Genomic DNA, 12,629 nt, shown 5'->3' on the forward strand with positions numbered 1-12,629 from the left:
AACTTCGAGAAGAGGAGAGGCTCATGGACGTCGCACTGTGGATCGCGGCCGGACTGCTCGCGGCGGTCGCGTTGACCGGCGGGATCAGCAAGGCGTTCATGCCGAAGCAGAAGCTGGCGGCGGCGCCGGGCGGCGAGTGGACCGGCCGGGCGAGCGCCGGGTTCGTGAAGGCGCTCGGCGTGCTCGAGCTGCTGGCGGCGCTCGGGCTGGTGCTGCCGGCGGTGACCGGGATCGTGCCGGCGTTGGTCCCGGTCACGGCGATCTGCTGGGTGGCGCTGATGATCGGTGCGATGATCACCCACGCCCGCGACGGCGGGTACAAGTTCGTGGCGCTGAACCTGGCCTACCTGGCGGTGGCCGTCTTCATCGCCTGGGGCAGGCTCGGCCCGGCGTCGTTCACGGCTTGAGAGGGAGAAACCGATGACTGACCACGCCACCGACGCCTTCGTCGTGCACCGCAACCTGCTGTTCACGGTCGCGTACGAGATGCTCGGATCGGCCGCCGACGCCGAGGACGTGCTGCAGGAGACCTGGCTGAGGTGGGTGAAGGTCGATCAGGAGGAGGTGCGCGACGAGCGGGCGTACCTGGTGCGGATCACCACCCGCCAGGCACTGAACCGGCTGCGGTCGATGAAGCGCCGCAAGGAGGCGTACGTCGGCCCGTGGCTTCCCGAGCCACTGCTCACGACGCCTGATGTGGCGGAGGACGTCGAGCTCGCCGAGAGCGTGTCGATGGCGCTCATGCTGGTGCTGGAGACGCTGTCGCCGACGGAGCGAGCGGTGTTCGTGCTGCGCGAGGTGTTCGACGTCGGGTACGAGGAGATCGCGGAGGCGGTGGGCAAGACACCGGCGGCGGTAAGGCAGATCGCCCACCGGGCACGCCAGCACGTGGACGCGCGCCGTCCCCGGGCGGCGGTGTCCGCGAGTCAGACCCGGGCAGTGCTCGAGTCGTTCCAGCGCGCACTCGACGGACGGGACTTGCAGGGATTGCTAGACGTGCTGGCCCCGGACGTCGTGCTGCTGAGTGACGGCGGCGGGGTAAAGCAGGCGGCGCTCAGGCCGGTGGCGGGAGCGGAGAAGCTGGTTCGCTTCATGCTCGGGGGGATCGGGCGGACGGATTCGGTGCTGACGACGGCGCCGACTGTGGTGAACGGCAGTCCTGGGCTGGTTATGTCCCTCGATGGTGAGATCGACGGGGTCATGGCGCTGCGAGTCGAGGGTGGGCGGATCACGGGTCTGTATTACGTGCGGAACCCGGAGAAGCTGACGAGGGTGGGCGAGGAAACGTCGCTGACGTTGCGGTGAATTCGTGCTATGGGGGCGGCGGCCGGCAACGCAAGCCAGGCACGAGATCACCAGACCTCCCCCGCCCCTCGTCCTCGCCGCTCTTCAGTCGACGGTTGAGCTTGTCAAGGCACGCTTTCCCGCCTTGACAAGGTCTACCGGCGGCTGAACACTCCGCGAGGAGGGGTGGGGGATGTCGGGCCCGTTCTCCCTTTTCGGACGTTCAAAGATCAAAAGAATGTCCTCGCCGGACGGGCAGGCTCTGGGATGGCCGGGGCTTCGTAGTCTTGTTGCGTTCTCGAGGTGGGCCGCGAGGTGGTCATCCCGTCGCCTGATTGAGGCCTATCACTTTGAGCCAGGCCCGCAAGCTTTCGTAGTTCGGCTGCAGTAGACGAGGTAGTTGCGGGCCTGGCTCAAAGTGATTTTGACGGCCTCAGGCGACGGGATGACCACCCCGCTCCTTTGTTTTTGCTTACACGTGCGTTGAGCTCACCACGAATGCCGTTATGTGCTCTGACAATGCTCTTACCGCTGGGTGGTCTCGGCGTTTCTCCGCCTCCAGGCCCAGTGGTCTGAGGCGGTCCTTCGTGCGGACCGACTTCAGTGTCTCTGCCGCGTCCACCGCTTCCGTTCCTATCCGTGCTCCCTGCTCCAGGTTGCCCTCCAGGAGGTGGTCCGCCGCGAGCATTGCCTGGCAGAACGATCTGCTGCGGGCCATCTCCGGGCCGTACCTCGCCACCGCGTCCGTCAATGCCGCTATCGCCACCTGTGCCCTTCGGGGCCTTCGGTGCAGTGCCAGCTCCGTGTGCACCGTTCCCACCATTGCCGACACGTCCGTCTCCGTGAAGAACCTCGCCCAGTCCGGTGGGTCCGCCGGTGCCGCCGCCTCGAACTCCTCCGTTGCCCGGCCCAGCAGGTCCAAGGCCAGTTGCTCGTTGCCTTTCTTCGCGTAGGCCCATGCCTGGTTCGCGCTCAAGATGCTCGCTGCCAGGTCCGAGCCGCACCTGCGGGCCGCCAGTCTGCCGTGCTGGAACTGGGCCAGTGCCTCGTCCGGGGCTCCGTGGTGCAAGTAGATCCGGCCTCGGCGGTAGCGGATGTTCGCCGCCAGCTCGTCGTTGCCGCCGTACTCGGCCAATGCCAGTGCTAAGTCCAGGTGGTGGTGCGCTGCTCCTACGTGGCCGCTGTCGAAGCTCGTCCACGCCGCCAAGTTGTGCAGGTCCGCCACCGCCGAACACAGGCGGGTCCGGACCGGCTCGGCGACCGCCGCCGCGAGGAGCTCGTGGCCTCGGTGGATGCGGACCAGCACCGCGTCGCGGCACATTCCGCCGCCGCTTCGGTAGTCGACCGCTCGCAGCGCTCTGGTCTGCGCCTCGAGCTGCTCGACGTCCAGCAGCTCGGGACGTTCGGGGAGAGCCTGGCGAAGGTCGAACTCGGGGTTGGTCATGACCTCGACTCCTGGCACCACCGTGGGGGGCTACGAAGTTTACTCGCCGCGAGGGCCCCCGGCGAGGGGGCAAAGTGCGTACGGTAGTGACACCAGCGCGGTGTGTGATCAAGAACAGGTAGCGAGTCGGGTACTTGTACGGGTGTGGTGACGCGCCGCCCGAGGCAGTCTGAGGCGGCCGTCGACGACCGCAGGAGGTCGGTAATCCCATGCAAGGCCGGTCGCGTCCCCTCCTCCGAGCCGTCTCTCCCGAGGACGTCCCGGAGCCGCGGCCGGCCCCCTCCCGCGGTCGCGACCGGTACTCCGACCTCGACGACCGGCGGCTGGCCGCCATCCTCGCCGCCGAGGACACCGCCGTGGAACACGGCCTCAGCCCGCACACCCGCAGCACCTGCTACGTCCACCGATGCTGGGTGCACCAGTGCGTCGGCGACCCGCTGCACGTCATCGTCGTCACCGGGCACCGGTGGTGCCGCCGCTGCGAGCTTCCCGTGCAGGTCGCCGTGGACGAAACGCCGCCCGGCGCCGTGCACCTGTTCTGCCCGCGCTGCGGTCAGGCGTCGTCGGCGGCGAACCGCGAAGTGCGGCAGGCCTGCCGGACGAGCCTGGCCGCGATGCACGGCGGTGACGCGCCGACGCTCTACCGCCTGCCCGACGCGTGACGCCATCCGAGGGACGCCCTTTGACCGTTTCGCGGGAACGTCCCTAGGGTTTCCGGGTGAGCAAGGCCGGCACGGTGTGCGGGAGAGGCAACCTGCCCGCGGACAGCACGAGCTTCGTGGGCCGCAAGCCCGATGTGGCCGAGGTGAAGCACCTGCTGACGCGGGCGCGGCTGGTGACCCTCACCGGCGTGGGCGGGGTCGGCAAGACCCGCCTGGCCGTGCAGACGGCCGCCGGGCTGGTCCGTGCGTTCCCCGACGGCGTCTGGCTGGTCGAACTCGCCGGGCTCCAGGACCCGGCGCTCGTGGCGCACACAGTGCTCGAGGCACTGGGCGTGCACGACGAAACCGGCCGAAACCCGGCGGCCGTGCTCGCCGACCACCTCCGCGACCGGCGGCTGCTGGTGGTGCTGGACAACTGCGAGCACCTGCTCGACGCCTGCGCGACGCTGGTGCACGACCTGCTGCGCGCGGCGCCCGGCCTCCGGCTGCTCGCGACCAGCCGGGAGCGGCTCGCGCTGGCCGGCGAGCACCTCTGGCCGGTGTCGCCGTTGCCGCTGCCGGAGTCGGGCCAGCCGTTGTCGGGTGGTGCCTGGCTGCGGTACCCGGCGTTGACGTTGTTCGCCGAACGCGCCGCCGCGGTCGACCCCGGGTTCGCCGTCACCGCGGAAAACCAGGACCGCGTCGCCGAGGTGTGCCGCCTGCTGGCCGGGATCCCGCTGGCGATCGAGCTCGCGGCCGTGCGGCTGCGGGTGCTGACGCTGCCGGAGCTGGAGGCCGGGCTGGGCGACTGCTTCCGGCTGCCCGGCACGGTGAAGCGGGGTGGTGAGCCCCGGCACCAGACGCTGCTGGCCGCCGTCGACTGGAGCTTCGCCCTGTGCGGCCCGGCCGAACGGCACCTGTGGGTCCGGGCGTCGGTGTTCGCCGGCGCGTTCGACCTCCGCGCGGCCGAGCGCGTCTGCACCGGCGACGGGCTGCCCGCCGCCGAGCTGCGCGACCGCCTCGCCGGACTGGTGGAGAAGTCGGTGCTGATCCGCGAGACCGACGGCGACCGCCAGCGGTTCCGGTTGCTGGAGCCGCTGCGGCAGTTCGGCCGCGGCAAGCTGGACGAATCCGGGGAGGCGCCGGAGGTGCTGCACCGGATGCGGGACCACTACCTGGAGCTGGCCGAGCGCAGCGAGCGGGCGTGGTTCGGCCCGGAGCAGGCGGAGATCTTCCGGCGTACCCGGTTGGAGCACGCGAACCTGCGGGCGGCGCTGGAGCACAGCCTGACGGTGCCGGGCGAGCTGGCGACGGGCCTGCGGCTGGCGTCGACGCTTTGGTACTACTGGGCGGGCTGCGGCGTGTTCGGCGAAGGCCGGTACTGGCTCGACCGCGCGCTCGCGCTGGCGCCGGAGCCGAGCGGCGAACGGGCGAAGGCGTTGTGGGTGAACGGCTACATCGCGACGCTGCAGGGCGACACCGCGGCCGCGGTCGAGATGCTCGAAGAGTGCCGCTCGTACGCGGTCGGGAGCGGCGACGAGGTCGCGCTGGCGTACGCGACGCACCGGCTGGGCTGCAACCTCCTGGTCGGCGACGACGTGGGCGACGCGAAGACGCTCTTCGAAGAGGCGCAGGACCGGTACCGGCAGCTCGGCGAGCTGAACAGCAACGTGATGCTGGCGGGGGTGGAGCTGGCCGTCGCGTCGATCTTCCTCGGCGACCTCGACCGCGCGGGCGAGCTGTGCGAAGAGGCCTGCGCGACCGGCGGCGTCCACGGCGAGCAGTGGGCCCGCGCGTACGCGATCTACGTGAAGGCCCTGGTGGCGTTGGGCCGCGGCGACCACGACCGGGCGGCCGAGCACGGACGGCACTGCCTGCGCGTGAAGAGCACGTTCCACGACCTGCTCGGCATCGTGCTGGCGATCGAGGTCCTGGCGTGGAACGAGGCGGCCCGCGAGCGGTGGGAACCGGCGGCGACGATGCTCGGGTCGGCCCAGCGGATCTGGCAGGCGGTCGGGTTCCCGATGTTCGGGTCACGCCATTTCGGTGCCCCGCACGGAGCTTGCGAAGCCCGCGCCCGCCGAGCACTGGGCGAGGGAGCGTTCGAAACGGCCTTCCGCCGCGGCGGCGAGTTCGCGTTGGAGGAGGCGATCACGTACGCACTGGGCGACGCACCCCCGTCCCCGACGGCCGAGCCGGAGCGCGCGACCCCGTTGACGGACCGCGAACAGGAGGTGGCGGTGCTGATCGCGGACGGCCGTTCGAACCAGGAGATCGCCGACCGCCTCGTCATTTCCCGCCGGACGGCCGAGGGCCACGTGAACCGCATCCTGCGCAAGCTGGGCTTCGACTCGCGAGCGCAGGTCGCGGCGTGGGCGGCCCGGAACTCACAGGCGCCCACGCCCCACTGAGCAGCAGCGAGGCAAAGGTGGTCTGCCGCGGCTTGTCGTGAGTGTTTAGGGCGGTTAGAACCGCCTGTCCCAGTTCAGGACATCGTGAACAGGTGATGTTTCAGGACATCGTGGACACTGACCGGCCTGTCAGTGTGGTGACCAGTAGTTGTGTGGTGATCATGCGGCGATGGGCAGAGCAGGGTTTTCGATGGATCCTGAGTTCGTCGCCGCGGTCGCGCAGGCCGCGTCGGGTGAGAAAATCAACATCGCACGGTTCTGCCGCGAGCACGGCGTGTCCCGCACGGTGTTCCACAAGTACCTGAACCGGTTCCGCGCCGAAGGCGCCGAAGGGTTCACCCGCCGCAGCACCGCCCCGCACCACCACCCGGCCGCGCTCGGGCCGACGGTGGCGGAGGCGGTGCTGCGGGCCCGCAAAGAACTCGCCGACGAAGGGCTCGACAACGGGCCGATCTCGATCCGCTGGCGGCTGGAAGCCCAGGGCCACGACCGGGTGCCATCGCAGTCGGCGGTCTACCGGATCCTGCGCGAACACGGCCAGATCGTCCCGCAACCCCGCAAGAAACCCCGCACCCGGCGCCGGTTCGAATACGCCGACCCCAACGGCTGCTGGCAGATCGACGGCATGGAACACTACCTCGCCGACGGCACCAAGGTCTGCATCATCCAGCTCCTCGACGACCACTCCCGCCTCGACGTCGGCACCTACGCCGCGGACAGCGAGAACACCACCAACGCCTGGGCCGCGCTGCAACACGCCTTCGCCGGCTACGGCCTGCCCGTCAAACTCCTCTCCGACAACGGGCTGGCCTTCTCCGGCAAACACCGCGGCCGGATGGTCGAACTCGAACGCCACCTCGCCCAGCTCGGCGTCACCACCATCGCCTCCACCCCGCACCACCCGCAAACCTGCGGCAAGGACGAACGCAGCCACCAGACCCTGCAGAAATGGCTCGCCGCCCGACCACCCGCCGACAACCTCGCAACCCTGCAACGGCTTCTCGACGAATACCGCACGATCTACAACAACCGCCGCCACCAAAGCCTCAACGGCCTGGGTCTGCCCAGGGTTCGGTTGACACCGGAGCTGACTACTTCTCAGGCCGCTGCTGCGGTCGTGTAGATGGTCTCAAACTCGACCGGGGTGAGCTTGCCCAGGGCGCGTTGGCGGCGTTTGCGGTGGTACTTCGTCTCGATCCAGGACACGATCGCCAACCGGAGTTCTTCCCGGGTCCGCCATCGCCGGGTATCGAGAACGTTCTTTTGCAGCAACGAGAAGAATGATTCCATCGCGGCGTTGTCACCACAGGCCCCGACCCGCCCCATCGACCCGGTCAGCCTGTGGCTGCGCAGCAGACGCCGGTAGGCTGCCGACCGGAATTGGGCGCCGCGGTCGGAGTGGACGACGGTTCCGGCCGGGTCACGCAGGGCGATCGCGTTGCGCAGCGCGCTGACGGCGAGTGAGGCCCGCATGTGCGAGTCGATGGAGTATCCGACGATCTTGTTGGAGTAGCAGTCTTTGACCGCACACAAATACAGCTTGCCCTCACCGGTGGAATGTTCGGTGATGTCGGTGAGCCACTTGGTATTCGGTGCGGTGGCGGTGAAGTCCCGGCGGACCAGGTCGTCGTGCACCGGTGGCCCCGCCTTGTGGGAACGGCCTTTCTTCTTGGCGTGCGAAGAGAAGATCTGCTGCATGGAGCAAATCCGCCACACCCGGTTCTCCGAGGCGGTGAAGCCCCGGCGGGCGAGTTCGTCGGCGATGAACCGGTACCCGTCGGCCGGATCGTCGGCGTGGATCTCGAGCGCGGCGTTGATCAGGTGCGCGTCGTCGTAGTCCCGCTGCGAGACCGGCGCTGCACACCATTGGTAGTAGGCCTGCCGGGAGATGCCCAGCACCCTGCACGTCACCGCGACCGACACCCTGATCGGGGCGCCGGCCGCGGCCAGTTCACGGACGAGCGGGAAGACTATTTTCCCGGCAGATTGCCTTGGGCCAGGTAGGCCGCCGCTTTGCGCAGGACCTCGTTCTCCTGCTCCAGCAGGCGGTTGCGTTTGCGCAGTTCCCGTAGCTCGGTGGACTCATCGCGAGTCACGCCGGGCCGGGTGCCGTCCTCGACGTCGGCGGCGCGCAGCCAGTTGGCCAGGCACGACTCGGAGATTCCGAAGTCCTTCGCGACCTGCTTCAACGGGGCTTCGCCGCGGCGGGCGACGGCGATCACGTCGTCGCGGAACTCGCGGGGGTAGGGCTTGGGCACGGTGACATCCTTCCAGGCGAGGCCGGAGCCTCACAGGTGAGGTGTTAACCGAACCCTGGGCAGACCCCCTCACCCCACAGCAGCGCTACGACGCCCGACCGAAAGCCACCCCCGCCACCGGCCCTCGCCGGCCCAGCGGCGTCACCACCCGACCTGTCTCAGCCACCGGCGTGATCGCCTTCTCCGGCTGCTCCATCGTCCTGGGACGCACCTGGGCCGGTCACACCGCCACCATCTACTGGCAAGGCGACCGCGTCACAGTCATGATCAACGACACGGTCGCCCGCCAGCTCACCCTAGACCGATCGGTACGCTACCAACGCCTCACCAACCCCAAACTGTCCGCGAAGTCCTGAAACACATCTGTTCACGAAGTCCTGAAACATGACAGGCGGTTAGAACCGCCCTAAACACTCACGACAAGGTGACCACCCACCTAGTCCACCGGTCTTCGGCGCTCAGCCCAGCCGCTTGTCCCAGTCCTCAAACGCCGCCACCAGATCCTCCGGCGCCCCGCTCTCCCGCAACCGCCGCGTCTCGACCGCGATGTAGTGGCGGTACAACGGAATCAACCCGGCCGCCAGCTCGGGCCGTGCCTCGTCCGGGTCCAGCGGGTGACCCGCCCGGACCCGTTCCGCCAACCGGACCAGTGACCCCGCCGGGAAGCTCCGGCTGGGCCAGGTACCACTCGATCGCCTCGTCGTTGTTCGCCGCGCGGCCCGATTCCGTCGTTCCCGAGTACAGGAAGCGGACCGGGAACAGCACCGCTTTCGTGAACCACACCTTGTCGGCCAGGAGGCGGCGCGGCTCGTGGAACTCGGCCGTCACCTCCTCGGCCGCCAGCACCGCGATCGCGAACCGGGCGCTCTCCAGCAGCATCTCCGCCGCGGCCGGGCGGGCGATCTCCGCCAGCACGTCCTCGCCGAGCAGGACGCGGCCGTGGTCGGCCAGCTGCAGGCGGTCCTGCGCCGGGAAGCGGCCGTCGTCGCGGCCTTCGCGCAACGCCGGCAACGACGCCCAGAACACCGAAAGCTTGCGGTGCAACGGACTCCGCTCCTGGAGCTCCTCCGTCGTCTTCGCCACCGCGGCCCGGTCCGGCTCCCGGACGTCGGTCAGCACCAGGGCCAGGTCGATGTCGCTCGCCGCCGGGGAGTAGCCGCCGTAGGACAGGCTGCCCAGCAGGTACGCGCCGATCAGGCGCTCTCCCAACGCTTCCCGGTAGGACTCGGCGGCTTCGGCCGCGATCGCGCGGGCCGCGGTGGCCGGTTCGGTGGTGGTCATGCGGCCACCGTATCGCGGCGGGCGCACTCGGCGATGCGGTCGGAAACCACGCCGATCACCTGCCACGCGCGGTCCAGCACCGTGACCACGCCGTCGACCGTCCAGTCTTCGCGCCGCCGCAGCAGTTCGTAGCCCATCTCGAGGTGCTCGACGTCGGCTTCGTCGTGCAGCCCGAAGTACTCGTCGTCGGGGAACGCGCGGGTGCCGGCCTGGCTGAAGACCAGGCTGCCCGCCTCGAGGGCCAGGTGCGCCAGCACCGCGCGCTGCACGCCGGGCAGGGTCGAGAACTGGTCGACGAACCACGCCGCGCCCGCTTCGATCACCGGGTCCCACACCAGTTCCCGGTCGTCCGCGCGGCTGCGGGCGAGGATCTTGTCGTGCCCGATCTCCTCCTGCTGGTGCTCCAGGGCGAGCGCGCGCAGTTCGGGGTCGCTCTCGGAGACGACGCGGGCGCTGATCATCCGCTGGAACGCGTTCGACCACGGCTGCAGGTACGTGAGCACGGCTTTCTTCGTTTCGGCCGACGTGCTTTCGTCGGTCAGCAGCCGGATCAGCTCCGACGACTCGTACTCCCGCTGCCGCCGCTCGTTGTGGCGGGCGATGCGCTCGACGTCCTGCTGGGTCACGGTCGGCTCCTCACAGTGTGCTGCACGAGATCATCTTTCCCGGAAAAGCTACGCAAGATCAACAGGCGAAAGCGGCGGTGGCGGAGGGTAGACGGGGAACCGGAAGTAGGTGGTGACGTCGCCGGCCCGGCCGGCCGCGCGGTAGCTCACCAGCTCCAGCAGGCCCCGGCTTTCGCTCAGCGGCCCGGGCGCCAGCGAGGCGGCCAACGTGCGGAAACGGCCCGGATCGACGCCTTCGCGCAGCAGCAGCGTGGCGGTGCGTTCGACGGCTTCCCGGTCGTCACCGGCCAAATCGGGCAGCCGCAGGTACGTCGTGGACTCGGCGGCGCGGTCCAGTCCGGACCGGAACGCCAGGCAGGTCAAGGCCGCTTCGCCGGCGTCGGTGCGGGTGCCGGCCAACGTCCGGTACGCCGCTGCCGCCCGGTCGGGGTCGTGTCGCGACGCGACAGCGGCGACGCGGTTCACCGAGGTCAGGTCGGCGCCGTGGTTGCGGTAGTAGACCTTGACGCGGGCCGCCGCCTCGTCGGCGAGGTCCACCGCGAAGAACTCGATTTCCCGTTCGCCGTCGACGGTTTCGACGCGACGGCGGGCGTCGTCCCACGCCGTGGACATGCCGAGCCGGGCCATCGCCTCGGCGACGGCTTGCTCGCGTTGGGCGTGTGGCCAGGGATAAAGCCCGAAGTAGCTCTTGTGGACGACGTCCGACGGCGGCCGCCACGCCATCGAATGCCACAGCGGCGCCGGGGACGGCCGGCCCGTCCGCGGGGTGAACGTCTCGTGCACGCGTTCCAGCCTGCGCGTGCCGAAACCGCTGTCACCAGGCGGGATGACGTCGTGGCCGAGGCTGTCGAACAGCACCCGCAGCTCCGGGTGCCGTCCGGACCAGTTCACCGACATCTCGGCCGGGAACCCGTCCCCCGCCACATAGGACGGCTCGGCGGGGGAGGGGCCGATCCGCTCGTGCGCCCACGGTGGCAGCAACGCCCGGAGTGCCCTGGTCGTCCGCACCGACTGCTCCACCGGAACGTCGAGGGACTCACAGGCGGTGGACCACAACCCACACAGGAAGTCACCGAGCAGACGCCCGGTGGCCGGATAGTTTTCCCTTATATATTCAGGAAAGTCCGGCGCGCGACTGGTCACGAGCGGATGCTATCAGTTTGATGCTTGCTCAACTAAAAGTCTGCACCCGGGTGGTCCAACCAATTGCGCCATGTGGGTTCGCCGCCGTCCAGGGTGGACACGGAGGGACACATCGGACGGTTTCCGTGTCCAGACCGGACATCGACCGGACAACGCCGACGTCAGACGTGTGCGGGCACCACCGTCATCGCGTGCTTGACGAGCCGGATCAGCGCGAGCTTGCTCGAGTCCCTGTCACGCGCGTCACACATGACGATCGGGACCCGGTCCGGGACGACGAGGGCCTCCCGGATCTCGTCGGCGGTGTAGCGCGGCGCGTTGTCGAAGCAGTTCACCGCGACGACGAACGGGATCTTCCGCCGCTCGAAGAAGTCGATCGCCGCGAAGCTCGTCTCCAGGCGCCGGGTGTCGACCAGCACGATCGTCCCGATCGCCCCGCGCGCCAGGTCATCCCACATGAACCAGAAGCGCGCCTGGCCCGGCGTCCCGAACAGGTACAGCACGTGCCGCGGCGAGATCGTGATCCGGCCGAAGTCGAGCGCGACCGTCGTCGTGGTCTTGCGCTCCACCCCGGACAGGTCGTCGATCCCGGCGCTCGCCTCGGTGAGCACCTCTTCGGTGGTCAGCGGCGGGATCTCGCTCACCGAACCGACCATGGTGGTCTTGCCGGCGCCGAACCCGCCGGCGACGATGATCTTGACCGGCGTGGGGACCAGGTCGGTCCCCGTCCCGTCAGTACTTGATGAGGCCATCGAGAACCGCCTGGAGTGTTTCGAGGTCCGGCGACGCCGCCGGGTGGTGGGCAGGGGAGCGCGTGATGACGAGCCCGCGTTCGATCAGGTCGCCGACGAGCACGCGCACGACGCCCAGCGGGATCTTCACGTAGACCGCGATCTCGGCGACGGACACCGGGCGGCGGCACAGCTGCACGATCGCCTGGTGCTCCGGGCCCAGCCCGGCCGGCTCCTGTTCCGAGCGCAGGGTCATCACCTGCGTGGACAGGTCGAGCCGCGCGGTGTCGGCCGGCGTGCGGCCACTGGTGATCGTGTACGGCCGGACCAGCGGCCCGGCGGCTTCGTCATACCAGCCGTCGTCCCCGCTCACGTGGCCTCCCGCAGGATCTGCGCCGCCTCGCGCGGTGCCGACACCATGTAGTCGCCGACCCGCTTGACCAGGCGGCTCATCTCGTAGGCGATCATCTCGACATCGACGTCGTCGGCGGCCAGCACGGCGAGGCAGGCGCCCTGGCCCGCCGCGGAGACGAACAGGTAGCCGCGCTCCATCTCGATCATGTTCTGGAGCACCGGGCCGCGGTTGAACTGCTTGCTCACCCCCTTGGCGAGGCTCTGCAAGCTGGAGGCGATGGCCGACAGCTGGTCGGAGTCGTCCTTGCTCATGCCCGCTGATTTGCCGATCAGCAGGCCGTCGGCGGACAGCACGACGGCGTTCTGCGCCCCGACCACGCGGTTCACCACGTCGTCGAGGAGCCAGTTGAGATCGGGTTTGGGGTTCCCGTACTCGTTCATTTCGACGTCAGACCT

The 12,629-nt window shown here is 69.3% G+C and carries 14 protein-coding genes; 6 read left to right on the forward strand and 8 right to left on the reverse strand.

The features are described from left to right. Positions 1-23 precede the first annotated feature (23 nt). Positions 24-407, forward strand: coding sequence for a DoxX family protein (locus QP939_RS30545; protein WP_285449634.1), 384 nt, complete (start codon positions 24-26; stop codon positions 405-407). Positions 408-420: 13 nt separating this feature from the next. Then, positions 421-1,305 carry an RNA polymerase sigma-70 factor gene (locus tag QP939_RS30550; protein WP_285449635.1) on the forward strand — a complete coding sequence of 295 codons (885 nt, stop codon included), beginning with the start codon at positions 421-423 and terminating at the stop codon, positions 1,303-1,305. 451 nt (positions 1,306-1,756) lie between these two features. Here the strand turns inward: QP939_RS30550 and QP939_RS30555 are convergent, their stop codons facing one another. Continuing rightward, on the reverse strand, positions 1,757-2,728 hold the full coding sequence (locus QP939_RS30555) for a tetratricopeptide repeat protein (protein WP_285449636.1): 972 nt from the start codon (positions 2,726-2,728) through the stop codon (positions 1,757-1,759). Positions 2,729-2,937: 209 nt separating this feature from the next. On the opposite strand from QP939_RS30555, the gene QP939_RS30560 reads away from it, so the two are divergent. The 3 genes from QP939_RS30560 to QP939_RS30570 all read left to right on the forward strand — a co-directional run bounded on the left by QP939_RS30560 (position 2,938) and on the right by QP939_RS30570 (position 6,903). Then, a complete protein-coding gene (locus tag QP939_RS30560) occupies positions 2,938-3,390 on the forward strand; it encodes a hypothetical protein (protein ID WP_285449637.1) in 453 nt (150 codons plus the stop codon). Positions 3,391-3,446: 56 nt separating this feature from the next. Continuing rightward, positions 3,447-5,780 (forward strand): ATP-binding protein, encoded by a 2,334-nt coding sequence (locus tag QP939_RS30565; RefSeq protein ID WP_285449638.1) that lies wholly within the window; start codon positions 3,447-3,449, stop codon positions 5,778-5,780. A 190-nt stretch (positions 5,781-5,970) separates the two neighbouring features. Further along, positions 5,971-6,903 (forward strand): DDE-type integrase/transposase/recombinase, encoded by a 933-nt coding sequence (locus tag QP939_RS30570; protein ID WP_285449639.1) that lies wholly within the window; start codon positions 5,971-5,973, stop codon positions 6,901-6,903. Here QP939_RS30570 and QP939_RS30575 read toward each other — a convergent pair. Continuing rightward, positions 6,879-8,038 (reverse strand): IS3 family transposase gene (locus tag QP939_RS30575; protein ID WP_434219586.1). Its coding sequence is split into 2 segments (ribosomal slippage): positions 6,879-7,757 and positions 7,760-8,038, totalling 1,158 coding nucleotides; the frame shifts between segments, so codons are not numbered across the junction. The two genes, QP939_RS30570 and QP939_RS30575, sit on opposite strands and share 25 nt — an antisense overlap. A 41-nt stretch (positions 8,039-8,079) precedes the next feature. Here QP939_RS30575 and QP939_RS30580 point away from each other — a divergent pair. Next, positions 8,080-8,394: a hypothetical protein gene (locus QP939_RS30580; RefSeq protein ID WP_285449641.1), complete on the forward strand. Its 315-nt coding sequence runs from the start codon at positions 8,080-8,082 to the stop codon at positions 8,392-8,394. 127 nt (positions 8,395-8,521) lie between these two features. Here the strand turns inward: QP939_RS30580 and QP939_RS30585 are convergent, their stop codons facing one another. The 6 genes from QP939_RS30585 to QP939_RS30610 form a co-directional block, all read right to left on the reverse strand. After that, positions 8,522-9,319 carry a hypothetical protein gene (locus QP939_RS30585; protein WP_285449642.1) on the reverse strand — a complete coding sequence of 266 codons (798 nt, stop codon included), beginning with the start codon at positions 9,317-9,319 and terminating at the stop codon, positions 8,522-8,524. Further along, the gene (locus QP939_RS30590; RefSeq protein WP_285449643.1) at positions 9,316-9,945 is read right to left on the reverse strand and encodes a hypothetical protein; all 630 of its coding nucleotides are present in this window, start codon (positions 9,943-9,945) and stop codon (positions 9,316-9,318) included. The genes QP939_RS30585 and QP939_RS30590 overlap by 4 nt, the downstream gene beginning before the upstream one ends. A 48-nt stretch (positions 9,946-9,993) precedes the next feature. After that, entirely contained in the window at positions 9,994-10,953 is a 960-nt protein-coding gene (locus tag QP939_RS30595) for a hypothetical protein (RefSeq protein ID WP_285449644.1), read from the reverse strand. 296 nt (positions 10,954-11,249) lie between these two features. Next, positions 11,250-11,840: a GTP-binding protein gene (locus QP939_RS30600; RefSeq protein ID WP_285449645.1), complete on the reverse strand. Its 591-nt coding sequence runs from the start codon at positions 11,838-11,840 to the stop codon at positions 11,250-11,252. Beyond that, positions 11,821-12,192: a DUF742 domain-containing protein gene (locus QP939_RS30605; protein WP_285449646.1), complete on the reverse strand. Its 372-nt coding sequence runs from the start codon at positions 12,190-12,192 to the stop codon at positions 11,821-11,823. Before QP939_RS30605 ends, QP939_RS30600 begins: the two co-directional genes overlap by 20 nt. Next, positions 12,189-12,614, reverse strand: a complete 426-nt coding sequence (locus QP939_RS30610; protein WP_285449647.1) for a roadblock/LC7 domain-containing protein — start codon at positions 12,612-12,614, stop codon at positions 12,189-12,191. The genes QP939_RS30605 and QP939_RS30610 overlap by 4 nt, the downstream gene beginning before the upstream one ends. Between the last annotated feature and the right edge of the window lie 15 nt (positions 12,615-12,629).

It is taken from the genome of Amycolatopsis nalaikhensis (assembly GCF_030264295.1).
Lineage (GTDB): Bacteria > Actinomycetota > Actinomycetes > Mycobacteriales > Pseudonocardiaceae > Amycolatopsis > Amycolatopsis nalaikhensis.